Genomic DNA, 26,925 nt, shown 5'->3' with positions numbered 1-26,925 from the left:
TTTGATAATCCTAGCATACACTATTCCCCTAGGGATGAGTCAAGTTTTTTTGAAAAATTAAATAATACTCAATGAAAATCAAAATCAGGCTAGCTCCAAAGGTTTGGGAAACCTTTGGAGGTTGGAGATAGAGCGAACGTAGTTCGTTTCTACTTATGCAGATAGAACTCTGTTCCTTTTATATTTCAAGGGAACAGGCTGAAAACCTCCTCAGGAGCTTTTCAGTCATCAAATCAAGTCAACAACGGCTGAGTTTGATTTTCGAAGAGTATAAAAAAATAAGAACAGGAGCTATCGACCCCTGCCTTACTAACTTGCATTTGGTAAGTTTTTTAGAAAATCATTATACAAATGACTTCGTATCACTAACTGCTGGTGATGACCGTAGTCAGCCACTTGTCCGTTTTTATCTAAGACCAGAATAGCATCTGCTTCACGCACCGTATGCAAACGGTGAGCAATGGTTAGCCTTGTTTTGCCAGCTGTTAACCGGTCAATCGCTTTACTAATGACGCGTTCCGTGACAGTATCTAAACTTGCTGTCGCCTCATCTAGCAAATAAATCGGATGTTCTAGCAGTAAGGCTCTCGCAATGCTGAACCGTTGTTTTTGGCCTTCCGACAAACCTGTCCCATTTTCTGAAATCCGAGTATCTAAACCATCTTCCAACTCAGCTACTAAAGAAGACAATCCCAACTCCTTGAGAATATAAGCAATACGCTCTTCAGACACAGACTCGTTCTTTCCATACAATAGATTTTCTCTAATCGTCCCATGGAAGAGAGTATTATCTTGAGGTATGAAGGAAATCAACCTTCTCATCTCCTTTGTTGAAATATCACTTAAGCATTGTTGACCAATCCGAATCTCTCCTTGATAGTCTTGATAATATTTCATCAGCAAAGAAAAAATCGTTGACTTTCCGGCTCCGCTTGGCCCAACAATCGCCACGTGAGCTCCTTCAGGAATTCTAACCGATACTCCATTCAAAACCGGATCTGTATGATAGGAGAACCGAACATTTTCCAACTGGATACTAGCAGCATCAACCAACTCTGTATCTTCCTGTTCTTCCTTATTCAGTTCCAGCAATTCTACCAAACGTTTAGACACTGCATGAAACTCCGTCAGTTCATTTAGGGAAGTAGCAATATCTGTTACTGGATCAATCAATTGCATCATGTACAATACAAAGGTAGTCAAGGTAGCCATGGTCATCACTCCCTTGGTTACTTCTATCCCCGCTATAAGCAACATCAGGATAATAAATCCCGTCATCAAGCTACTAACCAAGGTATGTTGGACCGCTGACAGTCTAATCATTTTCTCAAAGGTTTGTGACAGATACTGAAAAGACTTGCCCATCTCTCGCTGTTCATGCTTTTCTCCCTGAAATGCCTTCATCAAACGAATCGTTGTAAATTTATGACTAATTCTACTAGAAACCTGCCCTAATCCCTCTTGATAAGCAGAGTAGTAACCCTCCAACCGCTGATTCATTGGAATCATAACCATTGACAACATAGGAAGCAAGAAGAGACTAAGACCCGTGAGCCACGGACTGATGGTCCACAGAAAATAAATTGACCCCATAACCATCAAACCATTCATCAAGAAATTTGGAAGAATAACGGTGATGAAGTTCAGAACAACCGACATATCATTGGTCAAACGACTAGCAAGATCGCCTGATTGGTACTGATCCAAGTCCTTTACAGATGTAGTCAACAAGGATTCATAAATATATTGTTGCAACCGTTTGAGTGCATTACTACCACTACGCCCTATGAAATAATTAGATAGAGCCTGTACTGCATAGACCGATACAAAGAAAAGGATGAAACCTGCCAGCAATTCTGGCCGTGTTAATAGATTGCTCAAATAGGTTTGATCTAGCAACCTACCAATAAACTGGGGCAGGAACAAACCCATTCCAACCCCAAGTGCACTCAGAACTATCCCAAACAAGAACATCGTTTTATTGAGCGACTTCAACAACACTCCGACGAGTCTTTTATTCATAACTAGAACTCCAAATTCTTGAATTTTTTCGCAGCAATTTTAGTAAATACGAGTACGTAAACAAGCGTTACACCAATAGCGCCCAAGTAAGCCAGCCCCGCTCCTGTAAGACCTTCGTTGGCCAAAGCTACATAACTAGTTGGAAAAAGCATAGCGATTGGACCGCCAATAACTGCTAAAATCATCATCGTAATCGTTACCAAAAATCCTATAATCATTGTGGTAATGTTTTTCAAATATAGGCAAAGAGCAGTTGCCAAACTAACTGAGAGAATATCTTTCAATAGATAGGCAACAATACCAAATACATTACCCAGGCTCTCTGCTAAGCTAACATCAAAAACAGCTGGACTACCAAAAGGCAGATGGATTACCCGAACATAATGTACAAATGCAGAGGTTACAAAGAAGAAACCATAGAAAATGACGATTGTTGCTAGTAGACCAAGATATTTAGACCAGAAAATCTGCTTCCGCCCAAGATCCCGATACAAAAACATGGTATGTTCATCTACTTCTTTCCTAAAGACAGATATAGCCAAGAAATACAGGGTCAAACTAGGAAGAATGAAACTATCTGCTGAGCTCACCATCATATTCGTAAAGGCAACAAGGCTGACTTTATAGCCCTCACCAGCATGAATCTGCATAAAATTCGACCCTTCAATAAATGAAGTGACTAGATAGATAAAAGGAAACAAAGTGAACAGGAGATAAATCTGCGTCTCCTTTCGCTTCCAAATCGTTCTAAAGACAGCTGGAAAAATCTGTTTCATACTCACTACCCTTTCGTAAAGATTTCTTTCAAGTGATTCTCTTTCACTTCTAATTTCACAATCAATTCTTGACGAGCCAGCACACCAAAAATCTGATTGAGCTCACTTGTAGGTGTAGCAGTGGAAATCTCTAACACTTCCCCCTCTAGCACTACATGGTCATTGAGCAAGTCCTTCACAGAATCTAAGTTTTTAGTCGTGTCCAACTGCACGAGCACACTTGGATGAGATTTGCCTTCAAAAGCCTCTGCCAATTCTCCCGATTCGATATAGACATAGCGGCTGCACAAGGCCTCTAGCTCACCTAGTTGGTGACTCGAAATCAGCATGGAAATTTGTCGCTCACTAGACCACTGCTTCAAGATATCAATCAATTTCTGAACACCAATCGGGTCCAAGCCCACAAAAGGCTCATCTAAGATCAGGAAATCGGGCTCCGCAACCAAGGCAATCGCCAAAGCTGTCCGTTGTTTCATACCAAACGAGAATCCCTTGGGTTTCCGATTGCGAGCTTCCCATAATTCTACCAATTTCAAAGTCTTCTCAATATTTGGATAGAGGTCTTTTTTCCCATGCAGGTCCAAATAAAACTTGAGATTGTCCATAACAGTCATTTCTGGATAGAAGACGGGATCAATCATAATTCCAAAGTCTGCTAACAAATTATCCTGGCTAAAAATATCCGTACCCTTATAAGTAATGGTTCCCGAACTTGGTTTTAGGGACTTAGCCATTAGTTTCATGAGCGTGGATTTTCCAGCTCCGTTTTTCCCAATCAGACCAACTATCTCGCCCTTGTTAATCTCCAAATTCACATCTTTTAGTGAGTAAAATTCGTTTCCTGCAAACTGTTTTGATAAATGATTGATTTTAAGCATAAGTAACTCCTTTTTCTTTCTGACGACTTGTTTGTTGGATAAAGTATGTAGCAATAGCTACACCATAATACACTACAGCAATAAATAACATTTGTGATGGAACCAGTAATTCGCCGGCCAGTTCAACACTCATGACATCATCTGAAACTGTATGCAGTTGAGCAAACTGCTCCCACTGACCATTGCTACTCGTAATGTAGGCAAAAGCGGCATAAAATATCATTGACATTGTTGGAAAAATGCCCGCTGACCATGCTTTCCAAGAATTATCCTTTTGCAATCCTAGACAGATAGAATTGACAATAGGTGGTAGCAAATAGGTCAACAATAGCAAAATAGGAACCGAAAGACTTAACAGTAGTTGCGAACTAACAACTGTCAAACAAATATAAAATAAACTCAATAGTAGAATAACTATCATCATAACCCTCACAATTAAAATGGAAATCTCGAAACCAACAGATTGTATAACCAATGTCCTCCGATAGCATACTGCAAACCAAAACGAGTAGCTAACAGAGAAAACAATAAACCTAGTGGAGTTCGGATTAATAGATTATCCAGCAAGGGATAATTCATATGCAACAAAACTCCAAACAAGAGAGAAGTGACCAACATAGCTAGCCAAGTAGGATATTCACTTTTTAGAATACGATAGATAAGATAACGGAACAAGAATTCTTCACAAGTCGCAATAATAAATTGATTCACATATTCTTCACTTTGAATAAACAAAGAATTGATGAAAAAGATAGCAATGGCAACAAGAAGAAATTCTTTCCAACTAAACTTTATATCCGCCGTTTCTTTATAGAACTGATAGCGTTTTGTAAGCCAGGATGGAAGTAGAATAAACCCTACTGGCATTCCAACCATAATAGAAAATAGGTAGGCTAGCTGTAAAAATTGACTGGAGCTAAATAAAACCAAAGATGTTGCCAGAAGATAAGAAATTGATGCTAAAATAATCAAAGCAATGGATAAGGCAACTGGCCTCATATAACGAATTACCATAACATACCTCTAAAATTCCAACTTTTCAAAGTTCGAACGACCTTTAAGATAGGTAGCAACAATATAAAATGTCGTTATAGCTACTACCAAGGGCCATGCAAGCAGTGGCTGATTAAAACTCATCTGAGCATAGCCATTTGGTACGACATAACGAACTCCAATCAGAAATGGTGCAGTTGTTGTAAATAGCGACCAAAAAACTCCTGCTAGAACTGCCTGTAAGGATTTGGCTTTAATAGAAACCATGGCAACCAATAAAATACAGATAATATTGATGGAGATAGTTGCAAAAATAGATAGCAAAGTGGACTGTACATTACTCCAATCATTCGATACTACTTTTCCAGAAGCATTCAAGAAGCCAAAATAGGCAATTGCACTTGTCAGCACTGTTAGAAGGACATAAGAGGCATACATCACCACTAAACTAATGATTTTTGCATTAAAAAGTCGGGTTCTATTCAAATCTTTGTATAAAAATAGAATGCCACTATCAATCTCATCCCTAAAAACTGCGGAAATTATCAAGGATAACAACAATGTTGGTAACACTATCCCATCCTGTGTTGACAATGCTGCTCCTAGAAAATCTAAAAAATTATCCGTATATTCAGCCTTTACGCCTACCAAAAATTTGGATAATATCGGAACTAAGATTGGTAAAGCAGTGAAGGCATAGAATAAAATAACATCTCTTCTATAAATAACTGATTTAAAAATTGACCTAAACATATTCATATTTCCCCTTTTTATCAATAAGATAGGCATTAACCCATAATACCCATCTTATTGATAGCTAAACAATATTAGCTATCAATAAGTTTCTTTACAAAGTGTGACGACCGCGACGATAAGTATATTTAATAATACCTAGATCAATAGTGATGCGCTGATTTTTCTTAAAGAATTTTCCCATTTCTATCTCCTCCTCTTACAAAGTAAAGCGTGGGTAACGGTAGCTGATAGTAAGGTTTCCTAGACGAATTGTTGCACGTTTGCTTGATTTTTTGAATGTTTTTTTCATTTTTTACTCCTTTTACTTTAAAAATTTACAAAAATATAATTTATTACTCTGTTTACAAAGTGTGACGACCGCGACGATAAGTATATTTAATAATACCTAGATCAATAGTGATACGTTTATTTTTCTTAAAGAATTTTCCCATTTTTATCTCCTCCTCTTACAAAGTAAAGCGTGGGTAACGGTAGCTGATAGTAAGGTTTCCTAGACGAATTGTTGCACGTTTACTTGATTTTTTGAATGTTTTTTTCATTTTTTACTCCTTTTACTTTAAAAATTTACAAAAAATATAATTTATTACCCTGTTTACAAAGTATGGCGACCACGACGGTAGCTATACTTAATAATCCCGAGGTCAATCGTTGTACGTTTGTTTACAATCTTGAACTTCTTTTTCATCTTTCTTCTCCTTTCATTTTTCCTACACTTGTTTATTCGTAAATCATTTGGAAAATGATTTATTTTTTTCAAGTGTGTATCTCCTTGAGGGGAATTTTCCCTCTCACTTACTTATTCGTAAATCGTTTTCTTTTTTTGAAAAAATTTTTTATAGTCTTTTAGTTTACTTTTAGTACTAGGCAACGAGCCGCAGGCATAACTAGAGTTAGGCAAGGCGAGTTAACGAAGTAATAAAAGAAAAACTAAATGACGATACTTTTTTTGAATAAGTTGTGAGCTTGCTTCCCCCTTCACCTATTTATTCGTAAGTAAACAAAAAAATTCTCTGGAAAATCCAAAGAATTTTGATTTTTTATAATCCAAGTCGTTCAAAGATGTCATCCACCCGCTTAGCATAGTAGTCTGGGTTGAAGAGTTCATCGATTTCTTCCTGGCTGAGTTTAGCTGTCACACGCTCATCCGCTTCAAGAAGGGGCTTGAAGTCCACCTGATTGTCCCAAGAATGTGCGGTTTTTGGTTGCACCAAGTCATAGGCTTCCTCACGGGTCATACCTTTTTCAATCAAGCTGAGCATGACACGCTGGCTGTAAATCAAGCCAAAAGTTGACTCCATATTGCGTTTCATATTTTCAGGGAAGACCGTCAAGTTCTTGACGATATTGCCAAAACGATTGAGCATATAGTTGATAAGAATGGTCGTATCCGGCGTAATGATCCGCTCCGCTGACGAGTGGGAAATATCGCGTTCATGCCAGAGAGCCACATTCTCAAAAGCCGTCACCAAGTGACCACGCACCACACGAGCCAGACCGGTCATGTTTTCAGAGCCGATAGGGTTGCGTTTATGGGGCATAGCAGAGCTGCCTTTTTGGCCCTTGGCGAAATACTCTTCGACTTCACGTTGCTCAGATTTTTGTAGTCCACGGATTTCTGTCGCCATACGCTCGATAGACGTTGCGATCAAGGCTAGGGCTGAGAAATATTCTGCGTGAAGGTCACGAGGAAGGACCTGAGTCGAAATTTCCTGCGGACGAATACCCAATTTGCCACAAACATACTCTTCCACAAATGGAGGAATGTTGGCAAAGTTTCCAACCGCACCTGAAATTTTACCAGCTTCGACACCCTTGGCCGCCACATCAAAACGCTCCATGTTGCGTTTCATTTCGCTATACCAAGTTGCCAGTTTTAGACCAAAGGTCGTTGGCTCCGCATGGACACCGTGGGTCCGCCCCATCATGATGGTGTACTTGTGCTCATGAGCCTTGTCAGCGATGATATTGGTAAAGTTTTCAAGGTCACGACGGATGATATCGTTGGCCTGCTTGTAGAGGTAACCGTAAGCCGTATCCACCACGTCGGTCGATGTCAGACCGTAGTGGACCCACTTGCGTTCCTCACCGAGGCTTTCCGAAACCGCACGGGTGAAAGCCACCACATCGTGACGGGTTTCCTCTTCAATCTCTAAAATGCGGTCGATGTCAAAAGTCGCCTTCTCACGAATTAAGGCCACATCTTCCTTGGGAATTTCACCCAACTCAGCCCAAGCCTCATCAGCGAGGATTTCCACCTCTAACCAAGCCTTGTACTTGTTTTCTTCACTCCAAATAGCCGCCATCTCTGGACGGGAATAACGATTGATCATTTTGTCTCTTCTCCTATTCTCAAAACATCCCCATATCGTTGATTGATTTGATTGATATATTCTTGCATGTCTTTTTCACTATGCCATGCGTCTCCACTATAGTCTGATTTTATTAATTTACTACATCTACTTATAAATTCTTTAACTCTATCATTACTTTCTGCTAGTAAATAGTTTTCTGATACTCTATAAAAAACATAGTTAATATGGGCGTTGTAGGATTTAATTCTTGAGTAATCAAATGTCAATGTATTATGACGTTTCTGGCCTGTATGGTACATAGTATAATAATAGAGATGTTCAATTTTCTCCAATACTTTATTCAAAAACGTTTCATTTTCAGATAATATTTTATGATTTTTATAGTCAACTGGGAAAAGTACTGAGTCATTGCTCTTTAGAAAATTGAAAACAATAGCCAATAGTTTATCTTCCTTTATTTCCCTTGAAAAACTATCAATTAACTTCCAGAAATTTTCTGGAAATTTATCACAAAAATACCTAAATGAATAATCTTTTATTAATTTTTCAAATTGAGAAAATAAATCAAGACCTCTACAAACTGAGGAATATCCATCAACAGAAATAAGCAAATATACCTCTTCTATAGGTGAAAACAATAACTTCTCTTCAGTCGGACCTTTCAAATCAATTACAGTTTTATGTAAAAAATCTAGGACAATTTTAGATATTTTTTCGTTCCAATCTATATCAATCAAATATTTTTTTATTATTACCTTAATTATAGAAAGTTGATTTTCAACCAAAAAATCCTTAAAAGAATCTATCTTATTCTCTAATAGCTCACTATCATAGTTTGAATACTGTACAAGTTGGTTGAACTCATCTAACCAGTCGTCTTTTGAACCATTAATAACAAAGTTAGGATACAAATATACAATATTATTCCATAACTCTTGTACAGTAGATTCAGTAATTCGTCTTTCTTTAGCATGAGCAGCAATGTTACGCAGGTTTCTCATTTCTGGAAAATATCTTCTAATATTATCGTGTAAAGCAAAAATATTTCCTGCTTTTCCATTAATATCGGCATTTATTAAATTATTTACTTCCTCTTCCCACGAATCCTCGTTCTTTAAGAGACTAACTTTTTTTTGCCAATTTGTACTACGTACGTCTTCGTCCGGACAATTTCTTTCGAAGCTTTTTGGTACACCTCTATACTTAATTATCACCTCACTAATATACTTATGATTTGCAAGGTAGGAAAAGATATATGCTGCTCTGTAAGCTTCTACTTGGTAGCATTTGATTGACTCCGAATATAATTCATTTTCTTCAAAACCATTATCTATTAGCCAATGTTTAAACTCTCTTAATTCCATTTTAGAACTCCTTTATAATTATCCAGATCTTCCCCCAACACTGTCACATGTCCCATTTTGCGATTGTGCTTTGCTTCTAGTTTACCATAAAAGTGGGGATGGGCGGTAGGATTTTCTTGAAGAAAGGTTTGGACTGCTTCCATATCTTGTCCGAGGACGTTAATCATAACGGCTGGTGAAAGCAGGCGGATAGGGGGCAGAGGCTGACCGAGAATGCCTCGGATATGGGTATCAAACTGTGAAAAATCACAGGCCTCAATCGAATAATGCCCTGAATTATGAGGGCGAGGAGCAATTTCGTTGACCAGAATGTCCTGCCCTGCCACAAACATTTCAACGCAGAGGGTGCCTGCTAAATGGAGCTTGTCTGCGATTTGCAGGGCCATGGTTTTGGCTTTTTCAGCTAGTTCGTCTGAAATACGGGCAGGCACGATGGTTTTGTAAAGAATATTATTGCGGTGGATATTTTCCTGTACAGGAAAGACGGTATAGTCGGAGCCATTGCCAGACACAAGGACGGAGATTTCCAGGTCGAAATTCACAAACTCTTCCAATACACACTCGGCAGTATTTGCTAGCTGACTAGCCTCTGCCAAGTCCGCCTCTTCTCGAATAACCTTCTGACCATGTCCATCATAGCCCCCAGTGGCTGTCTTCAAAACGTAGTTTTTGCTGAGGTCCAGTCCTTCTAGGTCTAGGCTAGAGGTGATGACTTTGTAGGGGGCGACTTGCACGCCAGCTTTTTTTGCCAAAAAATCCTTCTCAAAAATGCGGTTCTGGGAAATGCGGAGGAGGTCTGTCCCCTGAGGGAGCTGGCCCTCCTTGATGACCGCGTCCAGTCCGTCGGCATCGACATTTTCAAACTCGTAGGTCAGGACATGGCACCGCTCCGCCAGCTGTTTGAGGGCCGCCACATCGTGATAGGGAGCGACGATGACCTCGCTGACCTTGGAGGCTGGGCAGTCCGCCGCAGGATCCAGCGTGATCACCTTATGGCCCATGTAAATAGCAGAAATAGCCATCATCTGACCCAGCTGACCGCCGCCGATAATTCCGATTGTTTTAGATGAGGTCATCTGTCATCGCCTCCACAATTTTTTCCTGTTCCTTGGCAAAGTCTGCCAGCTGAGCCGCAATGGTTTGGTCTTCAATGGAGAGAATACGAAGAGCTGTCAAGGCTGCGTTGGTGGCACCTGCTTCGCCAATCGCCATAGTCGCAACAGGCACACCGCCCGGCATCTGCACGATAGAATAGAGCGAATCCACACCGCTGAGGGCACGGGATTGGACAGGGACACCAATGACAGGCAGGGTGGTTTTGGCTGCCACCATACCTGGCAAATGAGCCGCACCACCCGCTCCTGCGATGATGACCTTGATGCCACGGCCGCGAGCTTCCTCGGCGTGACGGAACATGAGGTCTGGGGTGCGGTGGGCAGAGACCACTTTCTTTTCATAGGCTACGCCAAATTTGTCCAGCACATCGGCTGCTTTTTTCATGGTTTTCCAGTCGGAACTAGAGCCCATGATGATGGAAATTGGAATGTTCATGCTTGTACTTCCTTTTCTTTATCCCTTATTTCACGGCCTTACTTCCAATATCTGTCCGATAAAAGAGGCCTGTTGTATCCTGATTTTTCAGCTCCGAGTAAATTTTTTCTTGGGCTTCTTGGACGGTGTCTGCTGTGGTGACTAGCATATAAACCCGACCGCCGTTTGACAGCAGTGCTCTGCTATTTTCCGCAAAACGAGCCCCTGCATAGTAGGTCGTGATGTCGCCCTCGGTCTTTGCTGGCAACTCTACGCCTTTTTCGTAGTCCAGAGGATAGCCGTTTGAAGCCACGACAACGCCCAGCGTCACGCCTTTTTCCAGCCAAGTCAGCTGGGTCGGGCGTTTGTGGAGGATGTCGTCGATGTTCTGAGCAAAGTCAGAAGTCAGGCGAGGCAGGATAATCTGGGTCTCTGGATCGCCAAAACGGGCGTTGAACTCGATGACCTTAGGACCTTGGTCGGTCAGAATCAAGCCAGCATAGAGCACGCCCAGATAAGACCGCCCTTCCGCAATCATGCCCTCCAGAATGGGCTTGATAATGGTGTCAACTGCTGTGTCCACCACGCTTTGAGGCAGGTGGGGAACAGGAGCGTAAGCCCCCATACCGCCTGTGTTGGGCCCCTGGTCGCCGTCAAAGGCACGCTTGTGGTCCTGGGCTGTCGGCAGGATATAGAACTGGTCACCGTTGACCAGGGCAAAGAGGGAAAACTCCTCGCCCGCCAAGAACTCCTCGATGACCACGCGGCCACCCGAGTCGCCGAACTTGTTGTCCAAGAGCATCTCCCGTGCCGCTTCGACCGCCTGCTCGACGGTTTCCGCCACGACCACGCCCTTGCCCAGTGCCAAGCCGTCCGCCTTGACCACGATTGGGGCCCCCTGCTCTTCGATGTAAGCTTTGGCTTCTTCGAAGTTGGAAAATGTGCCAAAGGCTGCTGTTGGAATGCCGTATTTGACCATGATTTGCTTAGCAAAGTCTTTTGACCACTCTAGCTCCGCGGCTAGACGACTCGGACCAAAAGCCTTTAGTCCCGCCTGTTCAAAATCATCAACGATACCTGCTGCCAGAGCATCATCTGGACCAACAAAAGTCCAGGCAATGTCATTTTCCTTGGCAAAGTTGATGAGGGCAGAATGTTCGGAAATTCCGATATTGACCAACTCGATACCGTCTAAAGTCATTCCGTCATTTCCAGGAGCGATAAAGACCTGTTCCACCTGTTCAGACTCTAACAATTTCTTTGCAATAGCATGTTCACGACCACCAGACCCAACAACCAAAAGTTTCATTTTTTATACCTCAAAAACGGATTTTATATAAACAGTATAGCAAAAACAGACGGATTTTGATAGGACGAACAGAAGAACGTTCGGGAATGGAAAAGAGGCTGGGCAAGACAGCCATGATGGCTTCACCTTCGTTAGGCGGTACATATTTCTTATAATTTTTGTGGTTGACGAGTTAATGATGTTAGTCATCGAGGGAAAAACTGATCCACTCTACTGACGAGCACCCCAAAATATGCGATAGGCATGAGTATAAAAATACGACTAAAATCAGGATTGATAGATTGGAAGAATGTGACTTCCGTTTTTCCGAGACGAATTTTCATCAGAATATCGTTTCTGCTTTTCTTTTCAAAGCGGCGAGATTGGGGAACAGTCAATGGGACAACGGGCTGTGACATAAAAAAATCATCCAGTTTGTTTTTTATAACAATATACTGGAGGAAGGAGTGATTGGATAGATACCTTGTTATTGGGCGGTTATAGCAAAATGAATTAGAAACAGGACACATTTAAGTTTATCAATTTGAGAACCCTAGAGCTATGTTGGGAGTAGGCTACTAATTACTATAACTTAAGGTTGTCCTTTTTCTAATTCAAACCATTATACTATCGATAATAGCTAGCCGATGGATTCTTCAAAACTGTCCACTGTATAAAAAACGACCTTATCCCTCCTAAACAAGTAGGGACAAGGTCGTGACTGGAACAGCCGCTTTTGTCATGTTTCTAGTCTTTTAGTTTACTTTTAGTACTCGCTTCAAAGATTTGGGGGATCCTCTGAATGCTGGAGATAGTGCGAACCAAGTTCGCTTCAACAGTCGCAGGCATAACTCAATGCTTTTTTATTTCTAGGTGCCCAGCTGATGTACTTCGCTTTTTTGTTTTCAGGCTCAGGTACGAATAGTCCACTGGACTATTCGTATCCCCCAGATTGCTTGCACAGTCAATGGACTGTGCAAGGTGGGAGATAATACTTGCAAAGCAAGGCACTTTTACAAAATCAGGCAAGGCAAGTTCAAACACTCCAATGGAGTGTTTGAACTTGGAAATAAGGAAACGACGTTTCAAACTACCACTCTTTTAATGACAGGTGGTAGGCTGAAAACCTCCAATGGAGCTTTTCAGTCGTCGAAGTAATAAAAGAAAAACTAAATGACGATATATCCGCTTGACAGCATGCTGTTATCTAGAGTCTTGGTTTGCAAGTAACGACTTACAGATAACTTTACAGTCCTAGAACGATAGGGGCGGAACCATTTACCATATAACCAGTTCGCTCCTTCTTCTCATACTATTTAAAAATAGAAGTTCTGAAATCATCCGTATTTCTCAAAAGAGCATTATAAATCCGCTGTTTGAGGACATTGACCCAACTTGACTCATTGTGTGCAAGTACAATATCAATGCTCTTCATATCTTGAGCCACAGCTTCATCCATAAGCTTTTCTAAATCTGCAAAAGAACTAATCGTAACTTGTTTTGTTGAGTTTGGCTTATCCAATTCGTAGGTCATTGTGAAGTCAACCAAGTTGTCAAGTTGATTAATACGATTTTGGTACATAGCTTTCTTAAATGTTGCCCAATCAGCATACTCATCTTTAAAAATATGTTTAAAGACTCTGTCATCTGTGATGAGCCCAACATTTCGTCTAAACCAACCATCATACACAAGTTCCCCAGCCTCTTCCGCTTCTTTACCAAGTTGATTAGATACATAAGGAATGAATCCTTCTACGTAGCCTTTTTCTGCCATCAATTCATAGGCCATACGACGGAACATGAAATCTCCCGGAGAACCATTTGGATTAGATAAAGCGGAATAAACTGGAGAAAAGAGACTTACGGTATAATAACCATTACGAGTTAAGCCAGTATGCGTGTCCCAATATTCGCGACGGTTGATAATGCTGTTGTCAACCAAATCATTGATGGTATTCAGTTTTGCAGCTTCCTCAATTGTCAGCTGACGGATTGTATTTCCTGCATGCGTGTTCTTTTCTTTATCCTTGATATAATAATTATCAATGACCCTATACCATTTCTGCTTGACAGTATCGCTTTGCTTCAAAACAGACTTAGCTTCTAAATAGTCTAGCAAATAGATGACATCAAACATATTGTGAACGTAGGTATTTAAATCTGCTACATTTTTATAACGCTGTGCAGGGTTAGCAGCATGATAGCGGGTTATAGAGTCTTCATTTCCAGAGTAAACAGTATTAATTCCTAATGAACGTGCCTGATTACCATTTGGAACTTGCAATAGACCAAGAGCAAATAATTCCGCACCTAAACCTTGACGACGACCATTTCCTTCGAAATAAATTCCTCCATCAAAGTTATGAACCATTTCGTGGGTGAAGACGGAAGTGCCATACTGGTCTAGCATTCTATCAACAACAAAATGCGTCAATGAGCCTGTTGCATACGCACCTGATCCATTCGCTGCATACCATTTACCTACTGGACCAAAGAAATTAGCAATAGAAGAACGCTCCGTATTTTGAAGACTCTTCCAAGTAGCCTGACTTGCTGAGTCACGGAAATTAAATCCATCATAGTTCAAGACTGACTGGAATAGTTTTTCACGTGATTCCTCTGACAAAATGCTATACCAATAATCAAAATGATCTCGTTGCCAAACAGCTGCTCTGTCAACAATCTGATGCATATAATCCTCAAATTTCATACCATTAGAAGCGGAATCATACAAGTAACGGTCGTAAGCACCGAACGATAGAGTTGACATGGTAGAAATAATATACATGCTTTCATCTGGTAGAGTGAGAAGAGGAAGGAGCATGTTTTGATGAGCCCAGTTTGACTTCGTAATACGGTCATACACACCCAAGGCATAGCGACTATCCGGTGTTGCTTGTGCTTGCTTCTTAGCAGCTTCTTCAACATTCGAAGCCATTTCCACAATATAGGCCTTACTTGTATCTTTCAACCACTCATTATTGGTTTTATCTGGTAAGAACAATTGACGGTAGCTTGATAGGTAGTCAAATAAAGTAGCTTTTCCTTTTGCTAACTGTAAAGAGTTAGCATAGGTCTGAACGTTATTCTTTGGACGAAGACTGTCATATCCAGAATTCCCCAAAGCAATAATAACATCTAATGTAGAGGTCGCTTGATTACCAAAGAAGTCTTGTTTAAATATAGTCAAATCTCGAGTATTTAAATTGCCGAAATCAATATTATACCAACGTTTCAGATATGCAAGACCCAGCACTAATGCTTCTTTATTTTGAGAAATCTTCTGAACTAGATAATTCTCAACCGATGCACCTAGGCTATTGATAGCTTTATCAGAAGCCAACACTTTCCGTAAATCTTCCGCGAGATGATCACGTACACTATTGAAACTATCTTCCAAATACAGTGCCCACAATGGTTTTTGTTCAGTAGTTGATGGAACTCCCAAATCCGATGCCCAGTTCTTCAACTCGTTTTCTGTTGGTGGTGTCGTAGGCTCTACAATTCCCAACACCGCTTTCACTTTATCAGAGTTAAATACCAGACTCGAAATATCATTTGTAAGGCGATGTACCATTCCATCGTAGTTTGATAAGAATGTTTCTGGAGTATAGAGTAAATCCGTTCCTACAATTGTGTAATCAGATACATGGTTATTTACAAAATCTTCCTTGAAAGCAACATCCAAATAAGCAACCGTATTGTCAGCGTAGTGAAGCATGATACGATTAATAGCGCGTTTCTGACTATTTGGATCTGTTACAATTTGATTGCCAACCATTGGAACAACATCTAATAATCTCGTTTGAGCTAATTTATCTGTCAAGGCCATCTTGTTGGCTAAGTAAACAATATATTCTTTATTATAGAATGGTAACAGTTTTTCCATATTAGCATAGGCTATAGCACGTTCAGAAGTTGCTTTATCTAGCAAGCTATAATCCACACTATACAAATTCTTAGCTTGGTTGTTCAGACTATCTGCTACCGTAGCAGTAATTCCCATGGCTGCAATTTTACTTGCCGCTTCAGTTTCAGAAATTTGAGTACTCCACTTATCTGCAGCTCCGCTAGCCGAACCAGTAACAAATGTATTTGTAATAGAGGCGGTGTTAAATGCGGTATCTCCATGAACTCGCTTACCATTGGTTACCTGTACGCTGCTGACAACATTATTTACAACTCCAGAACTCCAGGTTGAACCAACTACTCCACCGACCTGACCAGCTGTTGTCAAGTTTACAATTGTTCCCTTGGCTACTCCGTCTTGCAAACGAGCACTATTTTGGATGTGTCCTACTAGAGCTCCTGCTCGGTAGTTATTATTCTTAGCAGAGAGAGTTATGGCTACATCAGCTTGTACTTGACTGAGCGTAGTATGGTTGTCCTGTGCCCAGCCTGCAATTCCTCCGATATTTGAACCACCTGAATTGGTTCCTATTGCTACAAGCTGACCTTTAAAGGAACTATTCGTAATCTTAGTTGCACCATTTGCGAGATAGACAAGCCCTCCGATACTTGTAGGAGCTGAAAGACTACCTTCTACCGAAACGTTCGTTATCTGACTTCCAGTCGCTATTTTAGCAAGTGCACCAACTTTTTCTGTCTTAGAAGTGATCGCAACGTCAATCAAGTCTACATTCTCAATAGTTGCATTATTGATGACATTAAATAGTGGCTGAATAAGGTTATAGATAGCGTACGATTTGCCATTATGAGCACCATTCAAACGACCTGTAAAGGTAGATGTGACATAAGAGAGTGCATCTGTAGCCAAGTCAACTTCGTCAGCAGTCATATCTGCACCAAGTGTGTAGGTTCCTGCTGGGTTGGTTTCTATTGCTGTTAACAATTCTTTGAAAGAAGTGTATACACCGTTCTGGCTTTCTACTCGCTGGTCCACATAAAAACTATAATTTTTATCGTATTGTTTTCCTGTATCCTGAACCAGTTCATCAGTTTCAACAGTCAATTTATACTTGGTTTGACCATCTATCTCTACTTCTTCAATTTTAGAGATTGGAAGAAGTAATTCTTTGAAACGATCTGATTTAATCTTTACAAAGTAGTTGTCCAAATTGACCGATTCGCTAGTTAATGACAATTGACGGCGATAATGACCATTGTCAAGACCATATAACTCCACTTGGTCGATATCCTTAATTTCAATCTTCTTATAATCCAAGCGGAAATCTTGTGTACTTTCTTGCAGTTTTGTCTCTGGTCCCTTGCCTACGTTATAGGTAACAATTGTTTTTAGACTATAGTCTGTATAGTAATCCAAACCTGTCAATGCGAGAGGTGCAGTCACATCTGTAATTGGAATTTCTCTTACAAGCTGGTCTCCCTGATAGAGCTGAGCAACCGCTGAAATGTAAGATTGAGTTCTATCTGATAATTCAAAACTAGCCTCTGCCGATTTTGCATTTTCATCTTTTGCAATAGAAGTGATTGTAATTGTTGGTATTTCTTTTACCTTAGTACCGACTTGGATAATCTTTGGTCTTGGATCTGTAGTAATTTCATTCGAAATTTCCTCGGTCTTAACAACCTGACCATCAATAATATAGCTACGGATGACAATGGTACGCTCGCCGTCAACGCCTTCTTGGCTGACAACCATCTCACCGGCTAAGAGTTCGCTATTCGGAACTTCTTGGGTTTCATAGGCGACGGGTTCAGTACGGGGCGTGTCACGTTCTACAATATCTAGGCTTGGCAGTTCATGGCTTGGGGCATCCTTTGGAACTTCCTCTACGACCTTAGTACCGACTTGAACGATTCTTGGAGTAGCTGGGGTCGTTATCGTGTTCGAAATTTCCTCGGTCTTAACAACCTGACCATCAACAGTATAGCTACGGGTGACAATGGTACGTACGCCCTCTACTCCTTCTTGGCTGACAACCATCTCACCGGCTAGGAGTTCGCTATTAGGGATCTCAAGGGTATCATAAGCGACGGCTTCAGTATAGCTTGTATCACTTTCCACAATATCTAGGCTTGGCAGTTCATGGCTTGGGGCATCCTTTGGAACTTCCTCTACGACCTTAGTACCGACTTGAACGATTCTTGGAGTAGCTGGGGTCGTTATCGTGTTCGAAATCTCCTCGGTCTTAACAACCTGACCATCAACAGTATAGCTACGGGTGACAATGGTACGCTCGCCGTCAACGCCTTCTTGACTGACAACCGTCTCACCGGCTAGGAGTTCACTGTTCGGAACCTCTTGGGTTTCATAAGCGACGGGTTCAGTATAGCTTGTATCACTTTCCACAATATCTAGGCTTGGCAGTTCATGGCTTGGGGCATCCTTTGGAACTTCCTCTACGACCTTAGTACCGACTTGAACGATTCTTGGAGTAGCTGGGGTCGTTATCGTGTTCGAAATTTCCTCGGTCTTAACAACCTGACCATCAACAGTATAGCTACGGGTGACAATGGTACGCTCGCCGTCAACGCCTTCTTGACTGACAACCGTCTCACCGGCTAGGAGTTCACTGTTCGGAACCTCTTGGGTTTCATAAGCGACGGGTTCAGTATAGCTTGTATCACTTTCCACAATATCTAGGCTTGGCAGTTCATGACTTGGAGCGTCCTTTGCGACTTCCTCTACGACCTTGGTACCGACTTGAACGATTCTTGGAGTAGCTGGGGTCGTTATCGTGTTCGAAATCTCCTCGGTCTTAACAACCTGACCATCGACAGTATAGCGACGGGTGACAATGGTGCGTACGCCGTCAACTCCTTCTTGGCTGACAACTGTCTCACCGGCTAGGAGTTCGTTATTCGGAAACTCAAGGGTATCATAAGCGATGGGTTCAGTTTGAACACTATCTACATGCTCAACTGCCAAACTTGGTTTATCTGGATTGACAGCATTGTCTGTACCCGGTAAATAAGAGTTAGGATGAATCGGTTTTACTATTTCATCACTCTTACTTTCCTTTATGTAACCAATATATCTATAGCCCTCAATAGCCATCGGTTCTGGCAATTGTTCACCTACACTGATAGATAATTCCTGATTAAATCGAGCCAAGGTTTGATTGGTTAAAGAAAAGGCAGGAGGTGCTAATAACAATGAGCCTGTCGCCCCTAAAATGAACAATCCCGCAAACTCTTTTTTCCCCTTACGACCTTTACGGATAGCCAAAATCAGCAACCCTGCTCCAACAAGTGCTCCTGTTACTTGCCCAAACCATTCATCACCAGTAGCGGGCAAAATCCCCTCTGATACTGACTGCTTTGGCTTATAAATCAAGTAATAGGCATTGTCACTTTCTTCTACTAATTTCGGTAATTCATTTACGATTAATTGCTTTTCTGACGCTGTTAATTCATCTTCGGCAATATAGCGATAATGCACTGTTTTGGCACTATCTTCAGCAAATACCTGTCTTTCTGAAGAAAATGAAAACAGCATAAAAAGACTAGCAATGGTAGCAGATACTAGTCCAAACGATGTTTTTCTCAAAGAAAAGCGATGAACGGTCTGTCCAGAATTTTGTTTCATATAATACTTCCTTAATATTTTATAGAAAAATCAAAAGCAAACATTTTCGGCCTCACGTGCATTTAGAAAAAAGAAATGAATTGCGTGCAAGCTATCCCAAATTTCCTCTGCGAAAGATAGTCTGATTTTGATTAAGTGGTCAGTTTGTTTCAGTAGCCCACCTTGAACGAAAGATGGTTGGCAGTTGAGCTAGCACTTGGTTAAACCATTAAAGTAAAACTGAAGGACTATAATACGCATATTAAAAAATCTCTCTAATCCAATATTAAAAGATTACAGAGTTCCAATTTACCTTTATACCATCAGTTCCTATTTCAAGACCAGGTGTAGCTCCCAGTACCTATTCTCAAAATCTATGCCAAATCTCAGTATAGCGATTGTATCGCAATAATACCAACTACTGACTGACAATTCACACACCTTTTTGTTAGATGGTACATTCCCCCTTCCCCAGTTTCAAAAATCTTGTTGATCTCGCTACACATGGGATATGATATAGAATCCTCTTGCAAGCACAGCAAAAATAAACAAAACCTATCTCACTGGCTAGAGTCGTAGCTAACTGTTCCTAGTCTTTTAGCTTGATAGCTGGTAAACTGAAAACTCCGCTGGAAATCTTCATGCATCAAAGCAATAAAAGACCGACTGAATAGCTATCTGTCGACTTCTGGTTTCACGCACCATTATACTAGAATCTAAGGAATGTTGCAACACAGATAGTCATAAATCATTATGTTATTCTTATTTTCTCCGATTCCAAAATAAATCCCTAAATTTACTGCCTATAACTATGATAACGACTAATACTAAATTTCCAAACAATCTTATAAACAAGTAAAAATATGATATAGCCAGCAGAAATAGTCCCTAAATCTGCTAAGAGAGGTAATGATTTTGTTATTGACATCAGTGGGAAATATCCAATAAATGCATATGGAATGAACCATAATAATATTGATAACCAGCTAGGATAAATACTATTTGGATAGCGAGTTGTTTCATCCAGTCTCCAAACAATAAAGTTAATGGAATACACATCTTTGATAAAAAATGTTAATGAGTTAACGAAGAGGTGGATTGCTGCGTAACATAAAATACTACCTATTAGTAAAAGGATGATTTTCAGTATAAACCAAGCAGATAACGTTTCAAATTCTGTAAGCAGTGCCATCCAAAATATTATCAGACCAATACAAAATTCGCCAATACTTTCAAAATCTATCTTTGAAAAAATGATGAGTAATAGGGTGTTTACTGGCCTAAGTAATAAGACATCAAATGTTCCTTCTCTGACATAATCTCCAATAAATAAGGTGTTGATGAAAATGAAATTCCAGCCAGCTCTGGCCATTGTTACAAATCCAAACAAGAGTACTAACTCATTTGTAGACCATCCAGGAAAATTTGATAGATTATCTAAAAATACTTTTAAAACATAGATTGAGATAACAGTGTTCACGCTATAGCCTATTATTCCAATGACGGCATCTTCTCTATATTGGATATACCTCTTCCATTGAAGTTTCATAAAATGAATATACAAGTAAAAATATCTTGTCATCACTAACCTCCATAATAGTTCATCACTTTAAATAGCTTCTTCTGATACATAGAAATAAATAAAGCCAGAAGGAGAACCCAAAACATCTGTAAGCACAATTGGTTTAAAACATATTGAGCTGGTAATAAAGCCGATAAAATAGATGAAGGAACTGATAACATAGCATAGAAAGGAGTTAAAACAATAAGTTTTTGCAACATTTCTGGAAAAAAGCTAATAGGTAATACTGATCCACCAAAAAGCATCAACAAGGCATCGTAAAATTCTAAAACACCTAAAATCTGATTAAAACGGATAGATAAAAGCCCCAAGAGATAGCCAAATAAAAACGAAATCAATAGACCTAATAGAGCCGACATGATAAATGATAGCACCATTTCAGGAACAAGAGATATTCCTGTAACGAATGAATAAAAGACAAGAGCAAACGTCAAGGGAGTGACTACAAAAATCAAATCATAAACAAATGAACCTACTTGTCTAAAAAAATGCATCCCCATAAAACTATGGGGTCTTAAAAAATAGACTGCCGTATCACCTTTTTGAATCATCTCTGAAATAATGGAGGCGGTACGATGATCTGGAAAAAGAATGAACATCATCCTAGAAATTACTGCATATAGAACGAGTTGAGATGATGTGTTTTCAGTGACTACACTGGTCCAAACCGAAATCTGAATGGCTACAACCAAAAAGGCACCAAGAATTGTCAAAATAGTACTCACCCTATATGATTTTCGTCTCCTAAATTCTGCTATTGTATAAGCTAATACATTCACCTTGATGTCTCCTTATCCAATAATAATATATCCGCTAAACTGGCATCTGTAATATGATAATCTCTGATTTTTTGGTCTTTGACAAACTCTTGAAGTAAATCTAATTTCTCTTCTTCAATAAACATTTCAGTCATTGAAGCGAGGCTGGGTAAAAACTAGCCAATAACTAAAAAATACACAGACAAATTGAGCTGCTTCAGATGAAATTCAGCCAAACTGTCTGTGTTTTTCTTTCTGTTTATACTCTCTTGGACTAATTTCTTAGCCAATTTCGTAAGATTCATGCTCATTAGAAGGAAGCCTATCTCAGTTTTTCCCAGTCTCTAGATATAGTCTCTCAATGTCTAAAATGTCTTACACCCGTAAAGACCATGGTCAAGCCGTACTTGTTGGCCATGTCAATGGAGTCTTGGTCACGGACAGAGCCACCCGGCTGGATAATAGCCTTGATACCTGCGGCTGCAATTTCTTCCACGTTATCTGCAAATGGGAAGAAGGCATCCGACGCCAATACGGCTCCATCCAAACGCTCCTTGGCTTGCTCGATAGCGATACGGACGGACGCCACGCGGTTGGTTTGCCCCGGTCCCACGCCCAAGGTCATCTTGTCATTGGTGATAATGATGCCGTTGGACTTGACATACTTGGAGGACTTCCAAGCGAACTCCATAGCTGTCCACTCTTGCTCGGACGGTTGACGCTCGGTCACCACCTGCCAGTCCTCTGGGCTTTCCACCACCACGTCCTGATCCTGCACCAAAAGCCCGCCGACAACGCCTGTGAACTCTTTTTCCACTTCGCTTGCATCCTGTGCGTCAAAGACCAACTCCAAAATCCGAAGATTTTTCTTTTTATTGGTCAAAATAGCTAGCGCTTCTGCCGAGTAACTCGGTGCGATGATGATTTCTAAGAAAATCGGGTGCATCTTTTCAGCCGTCGCAGCATCCACTTCTCTGTTCAGCACGACGATGCCTCCGAAAATGGATACTGGGTCAGCCTCATGGGCATAATCCCAAGCCTGCTCAATAGTCTCTGCCTGTCCGATACCGCAAGGGTTCATGTGTTTGAGAGCCACAACAGTTGGACGGTCCTTGAAATCACGGATAATACGGATAGCCGCATCCGCATCACGAATGTTATTGAAAGACAGCTCCTTACCGTTTAGCTGTTTAGCAGCTGCAATCGAGTAAGCTGTCGGAAGGGCATTTTGGTAGAAATCCGCATGTTGCTGAGGATTTTCTCCGTAACGCATGGGCTGATTAAGATCATAAGTAATCGTTAATTTTTCAGGCTTATCTTCGCCTACCTGCTTGGTAAAATAATCTGCTATTAGGGCATCATAAGCTGCGGTATGACGGAAAACCTTAGCTGCCAACCGCTGACGCGTTGGGTAGGTCGTCTGACCCTGCTCTGCTATTTCCCCTAAAACCGTCGGATAATCTGCTGGATCCACCACAACGGTTACGCTAGCGTGGTTTTTGGCTGCTGAACGAAGCATAGACGGTCCGCCGATGTCGATGTTCTCCACCGCCAAGTCGTAGGTCACATCTGAACGCAAAATAGTCTCTTTGAAGGGATAAAGATTTACCACCACCAAGTCAATCAGGCCAATTTCATGGTCGTTGGCTGCTTGCAAGTGGCTGTCCAAATCCCGACGAGCCAGCAAACCCCCGTGGATTTTGGGGTGCAGGGTCTTGACACGGCCGTCCATCATCTCAGGAAAACCGGTCACATCGTCTATGGCAATAGTAGTCACTCCAGCCTGATCCAAGGCTGCCTTGGTACCGCCAGTTGAGATAATCTCCCAACCAAGTTTCGTCAATTCTTGGGCAAGTTCTACGATGCCATTCTTATCTGATACGCTAATCAGTGCGCGTTTTGTCATATTTTCTCCTTTTCCTTACCAGAACTACTTGATTTGGGTCATGAGGAATCCTGATAAAATCAAGGATAGACCATAAGCCAGAATCAAACGGGCTGGATTTTCTAAGTTTACAAAAATAAGGCTATTAAACAGCAGAGCTGCCAAAACAAATACCAAAATAAATGAAATGACTTTCTTTATCATAACACTCTTCTTTTCGCCCCAAACTCCTCCAAAACCGCTGGATAGAGTTGGTACTCCGCTTCATGTATTCTTGCTTCAAAGGTTTCCAAGGTATCATCGGCTAGTCTAGGCACTCGAACTTGCTGAATAATTTGTCCTGTGTCAATACCACTATCCACCCAGTGGACTGTTACGCCACTTTCAGATACACCAGCCTGCCAGGCATCTTCAATCCCATGAGCACCTGGAAATTCCGGCAAGTAGGCTGGGTGGATATTAATGATACGACCTTCGTACTGAGCCAGCAGGGTTGGTCCCACAATCTTCATATAGCCTGCCAAGATCACCAAGTCAATCTGATGCTGGTCTAAGAGTTGGATGAGTGCTTCTTCGTAGGCCTGCTTATCTGAAAACTCTTTGAGTTCAAAAGTAAAGGTTGGTACACCTAGTTTTTCAGCTCGTTCCAAGACATAGGCGTTTCTGCAGTCTGAAAAGACAAAAACCACTTCAAACTGTTTTGCGATGACTTGGAAATTGGAGCCGTTGCCTGATGCAAACACTGCTATTCGTTTCATTTGATGACTACACTCTTATCTTCCTTAGTGATAACGCGGCCGATAGTGTAAACTTCCTCGTCAACTAGTTGACAGACACTGTCAACCTTGTCTGGACTGACTGCCAGGACCAATCCGATTCCCATATTGAAGATTTCAAACATTTCTTCATGTTTGATCTTTCCGTATTTTTCAAGGGCTGTAAAGATTGGAAGGACTGGAATCTTGTCTTCTTCAATCTCAGCGGCTAGGTTGTCCGCAAACATACGGGGAATATTTTCGATGAAGCCGCCGCCTGTGATGTGGGCAATGCCGTTGACTAGGCCTGCTTTTACCAGAGGCAATACCTGCTGGACATAGATACGGGTCGGCTCTAAGAGAACATCCTTCAGAGCTCTGCCATTGAGCTCTGGCAACAGAGCGTCCCCAGAAACATCCGCAAACACGCGACGGACAAGGGAATAGCCGTTGGAGTGGATACCGCTTGAGGCCAAACCAAGAAGAATGTCGCCCTCCTGGACCGTGCTACCGTCGATGATCTGGGACTTCTCCGCAATACCGACAGCAAAACCAGCCAGGTCATAGTCATCCTTGCCGTACATACCAGGCATTTCAGCCGTTTCACCGCCAATCAAGCCGCAACCAGCCTGGACACAGCCTTCCGCAACACCTGCAACCACCTGCTCCAGCTTGGCTGGCTCATTTTTTCCAGTCGCAATGTAGTCAAGGAAGTAAAGTGGCTCCGCACCCGCTGCAATGATGTCGTTGACACACATGGCCACGCAGTCCTGACCAATGGTGTCGTGCTTGTCGTACTGGATCGCTAGCATGAGCTTGGTTCCCACGCCGTCTGTTCCTGATACCAAGACTGGCTCTTTGACATCCAGTTTGGTTAGATCAAACATCCCGCCAAAACCACCGAGGGCTCCCATAACACCCAAGCGTTCTGTCCGAGCCACATGCTTCTTGATGCGTTCGACAACTTCATATCCCGCTTCGACGTCAACGCCCGATTGGGCGTAGGCATTTTTATTTGTCATTTTGATTCCTTTCAACAGTTTACAGGTCTGTCAAGTAACGTTGACACCTCTGTCTTTACTTGACATTTTCAATGTAGAAACTCGTTTTCTCTTCTAGGCTACGGAGATATTCTTCCTCATAGTCATAAAGAGGGGTTGGAAATTCGCCGTCAAAGTAGGCTACACAGAGCCCGCCTTTTGGCGCATCGGTTTCGATGCCGATGGCTTCAATCATCCCCTCAAGAGAAAGGTAGGTCAGACTGTCTGCCCCGATGATCTCACAGACTTCTTCAACCGTATGATTGGCTGAAATCAGCTCCCGACGGGTCTGAATATCAATTCCATAGAAACACGGGTACTTGAGTTCTGGGCTGCCGATAGCCACATGGACTTCTTTTGCCCCTGCATCACGAAGAAGCTGGACAATGCGGCGGCTAGTTGTACCGCGAACAATAGAGTCGTCAATCATGACCACGCGCTTGCCTTTGACAACACTTGAAACAGCTGACAACTTCATGCGCACACCCTGCTCCCGCAATTCCTGGGTTGGTTGAATAAAGGTCCGCTGGGTATATTGGTTTTTAATTAGCCCCATTTCATTTGGCAAACCAGATTCCTCTGCAAATCCCATAGCCGCAGATAGGGAGGAGTTTGGCACACCAACCACGATATCCGCTTCATGTTGAAATTCCTGGGCCAAACGACGACCCATATTTTTACGAGCCGTGTGGACATTGACACCATGAATAACCGAGTCCGGTCGGGCAAAATAGACATACTCCATAGAGCAAACAGCCAGTTGCGTATCTCTTGTATAGCTATCATATTGAATTCCTGAATCATCAATGACGACAATTTCACCAGGCTCCACATCTCGCACCCAGTCAGCCCCCACTACTTCAAAAGCACAAGTTTCGCTGGCAACTACCCAGGCACCATTTTTCATTTTGCCTATTGAAAGTGGACGGAAACCATTAGGGTCTAGAGCTGCAACCAATTTGTCTTCCAACATAATCAAGTATGCAAAGCCACCCTTGACAGTGTTAAGAGCTTCCTTAATTTTTCCTATGAAATCCGGATTGTGACTACGGCGAATCAAATGCATGAGGATTTCTGTATCAGAAGAAGAAGAGAAAATGGAACCATTTTTTTCAAGTTCAGCCTTCAAACTGACTGCATTGGTCAAATTTCCATTATGTGCCAAACCCACCTGCATATCTGAAAAATCAAAGAGAAAGGGCTGGATATTATGGATAGATGCTGAACCTGAGGTTGCATAACGAACATGACCAATAGCAGCCGTTCCTGTCAAGGCTTCTAAATCTGCTGGATTTTTGAAGACTTCTGCAATCAGGCCTGTTCCGCGATGGCGACGCAACTGTCCGCCATCATTGGCTAAAATCCCTGCTCCTTCTTGCCCACGGTGCTGCAAACTGTGGAGGCCAAAATAGGTCACCTGAGCAGCCTGCGGATGTCCCCAAATGCCGAAAACACCGCATTCTTCGTTGAGTGATTTAACTTCGTATGTCATAG

22 protein-coding genes are annotated in these 26,925 nt (G+C 41.6%); 1 reads left to right on the top strand and 21 read right to left on the bottom strand.

What is annotated here, in order from left to right; all coding sequences use genetic code 11:
• Positions 1 to 309: 309 nt before the first annotated feature.
• Genes PHA78_RS00345 through PHA78_RS00320 form a run of 6 tightly spaced genes read right to left on the bottom strand, consistent with a single transcriptional unit; the run spans position 310 to position 5,155 of the window.
• Positions 310 to 2,022 (bottom strand): ABC transporter ATP-binding protein, encoded by a 1,713-nt coding sequence (locus tag PHA78_RS00345; RefSeq protein ID WP_099806978.1) that lies wholly within the window; start codon positions 2,020 to 2,022, stop codon positions 310 to 312.
• Between the two features lie 2 nt (positions 2,023 to 2,024).
• Positions 2,025 to 2,798 carry a membrane protein gene (locus PHA78_RS00340; protein ID WP_024377049.1) on the bottom strand — a complete coding sequence of 258 codons (774 nt, stop codon included), beginning with the start codon at positions 2,796 to 2,798 and terminating at the stop codon, positions 2,025 to 2,027.
• 5 nt (positions 2,799 to 2,803) lie between these two features.
• Positions 2,804 to 3,676 (bottom strand): ABC transporter ATP-binding protein, encoded by an 873-nt coding sequence (locus tag PHA78_RS00335; protein WP_125184215.1) that lies wholly within the window; start codon positions 3,674 to 3,676, stop codon positions 2,804 to 2,806.
• Positions 3,669 to 4,097 carry an Msa family membrane protein gene (locus tag PHA78_RS00330; protein ID WP_272158310.1) on the bottom strand — a complete coding sequence of 143 codons (429 nt, stop codon included), beginning with the start codon at positions 4,095 to 4,097 and terminating at the stop codon, positions 3,669 to 3,671. The genes PHA78_RS00335 and PHA78_RS00330 overlap by 8 nt, the downstream gene beginning before the upstream one ends.
• 14 nt (positions 4,098 to 4,111) lie before the next feature.
• Positions 4,112 to 4,690 carry a CPBP family intramembrane glutamic endopeptidase gene (locus tag PHA78_RS00325; protein WP_024377046.1) on the bottom strand — a complete coding sequence of 193 codons (579 nt, stop codon included), beginning with the start codon at positions 4,688 to 4,690 and terminating at the stop codon, positions 4,112 to 4,114.
• A 9-nt stretch (positions 4,691 to 4,699) separates the two neighbouring features.
• Positions 4,700 to 5,155: a hypothetical protein gene (locus tag PHA78_RS00320; protein WP_272158309.1), complete on the bottom strand. Its 456-nt coding sequence runs from the start codon at positions 5,153 to 5,155 to the stop codon at positions 4,700 to 4,702.
• A 19-nt stretch (positions 5,156 to 5,174) separates the two neighbouring features.
• On the opposite strand from PHA78_RS00320, the gene PHA78_RS00315 reads away from it, so the two are divergent.
• Complete coding sequence (locus PHA78_RS00315; RefSeq protein ID WP_228381119.1) at positions 5,175 to 5,369, top strand: hypothetical protein; 195 nt, start codon at positions 5,175 to 5,177, stop codon at positions 5,367 to 5,369.
• A gap of 1,093 nt (positions 5,370 to 6,462) precedes the next feature.
• Here PHA78_RS00315 and purB read toward each other — a convergent pair.
• The 15 genes from purB to purF all read right to left on the bottom strand — a co-directional run bounded on the left by purB (position 6,463) and on the right by purF (position 26,923).
• Positions 6,463 to 7,755 carry an adenylosuccinate lyase gene (purB, locus tag PHA78_RS00310; RefSeq protein WP_024378566.1) on the bottom strand — a complete coding sequence of 431 codons (1,293 nt, stop codon included), beginning with the start codon at positions 7,753 to 7,755 and terminating at the stop codon, positions 6,463 to 6,465.
• On the bottom strand, positions 7,752 to 9,101 hold the full coding sequence (locus PHA78_RS00305) for a hypothetical protein (RefSeq protein WP_024378567.1): 1,350 nt from the start codon (positions 9,099 to 9,101) through the stop codon (positions 7,752 to 7,754). The genes purB and PHA78_RS00305 overlap by 4 nt, the downstream gene beginning before the upstream one ends.
• Entirely contained in the window at positions 9,092 to 10,177 is a 1,086-nt protein-coding gene (gene purK, locus PHA78_RS00300) for a 5-(carboxyamino)imidazole ribonucleotide synthase (RefSeq protein ID WP_029184814.1), read from the bottom strand. The genes PHA78_RS00305 and purK overlap by 10 nt, the downstream gene beginning before the upstream one ends.
• Entirely contained in the window at positions 10,164 to 10,652 is a 489-nt protein-coding gene (gene purE, locus PHA78_RS00295; RefSeq protein WP_099779007.1) for a 5-(carboxyamino)imidazole ribonucleotide mutase, read from the bottom strand. Before purE ends, purK begins: the two co-directional genes overlap by 14 nt.
• Before the next feature lie 25 nt (positions 10,653 to 10,677).
• The gene (gene purD, locus PHA78_RS00290; RefSeq protein WP_104929740.1) at positions 10,678 to 11,940 is read right to left on the bottom strand and encodes a phosphoribosylamine--glycine ligase; all 1,263 of its coding nucleotides are present in this window, start codon (positions 11,938 to 11,940) and stop codon (positions 10,678 to 10,680) included.
• A gap of 185 nt (positions 11,941 to 12,125) precedes the next feature.
• Entirely contained in the window at positions 12,126 to 12,338 is a 213-nt protein-coding gene (locus PHA78_RS00285; RefSeq protein WP_079268545.1) for a hypothetical protein, read from the bottom strand.
• A gap of 893 nt (positions 12,339 to 13,231) precedes the next feature.
• Positions 13,232 to 19,432 carry a ZmpA/ZmpB/ZmpC family metallo-endopeptidase gene (locus tag PHA78_RS00280; protein WP_272158308.1) on the bottom strand — a complete coding sequence of 2,067 codons (6,201 nt, stop codon included), beginning with the start codon at positions 19,430 to 19,432 and terminating at the stop codon, positions 13,232 to 13,234.
• 775 nt (positions 19,433 to 20,207) lie between these two features.
• Positions 20,208 to 20,960: an ABC transporter permease gene (locus tag PHA78_RS00275; RefSeq protein WP_158660925.1), complete on the bottom strand. Its 753-nt coding sequence runs from the start codon at positions 20,958 to 20,960 to the stop codon at positions 20,208 to 20,210.
• Positions 20,961 to 20,995: 35 nt separating this feature from the next.
• Positions 20,996 to 21,772, bottom strand: a complete 777-nt coding sequence (locus tag PHA78_RS00270; RefSeq protein WP_142350657.1) for an ABC-2 family transporter protein — start codon at positions 21,770 to 21,772, stop codon at positions 20,996 to 20,998.
• Positions 21,769 to 21,897, bottom strand: a complete 129-nt coding sequence (locus PHA78_RS00265) for a hypothetical protein (protein WP_257209435.1) — start codon at positions 21,895 to 21,897, stop codon at positions 21,769 to 21,771. The genes PHA78_RS00270 and PHA78_RS00265 overlap by 4 nt, the downstream gene beginning before the upstream one ends.
• 212 nt (positions 21,898 to 22,109) lie before the next feature.
• Positions 22,110 to 23,657: a bifunctional phosphoribosylaminoimidazolecarboxamide formyltransferase/IMP cyclohydrolase gene (purH, locus tag PHA78_RS00260; RefSeq protein ID WP_024378574.1), complete on the bottom strand. Its 1,548-nt coding sequence runs from the start codon at positions 23,655 to 23,657 to the stop codon at positions 22,110 to 22,112.
• 24 nt (positions 23,658 to 23,681) lie between these two features.
• Entirely contained in the window at positions 23,682 to 23,840 is a 159-nt protein-coding gene (locus tag PHA78_RS00255; RefSeq protein WP_099776336.1) for a phosphoribosylaminoimidazolecarboxamide formyltransferase, read from the bottom strand.
• Entirely contained in the window at positions 23,837 to 24,394 is a 558-nt protein-coding gene (gene purN, locus PHA78_RS00250; protein WP_024378575.1) for a phosphoribosylglycinamide formyltransferase, read from the bottom strand. Before purN ends, PHA78_RS00255 begins: the two co-directional genes overlap by 4 nt.
• On the bottom strand, positions 24,391 to 25,413 hold the full coding sequence (gene purM, locus PHA78_RS00245) for a phosphoribosylformylglycinamidine cyclo-ligase (RefSeq protein WP_004195405.1): 1,023 nt from the start codon (positions 25,411 to 25,413) through the stop codon (positions 24,391 to 24,393). Before purM ends, purN begins: the two co-directional genes overlap by 4 nt.
• A gap of 55 nt (positions 25,414 to 25,468) precedes the next feature.
• Positions 25,469 to 26,923, bottom strand: coding sequence for an amidophosphoribosyltransferase (purF, locus tag PHA78_RS00240; protein WP_004195403.1), 1,455 nt, complete (start codon positions 26,921 to 26,923; stop codon positions 25,469 to 25,471).
• Positions 26,924 to 26,925 lie beyond the last annotated feature (2 nt).

It is taken from the genome of Streptococcus sp. HN38, assembly GCF_028335765.1.
GTDB lineage: Bacteria > Bacillota > Bacilli > Lactobacillales > Streptococcaceae > Streptococcus > Streptococcus suis_P.
This window is presented reverse-complemented; position numbering and strand designations above follow the sequence as displayed.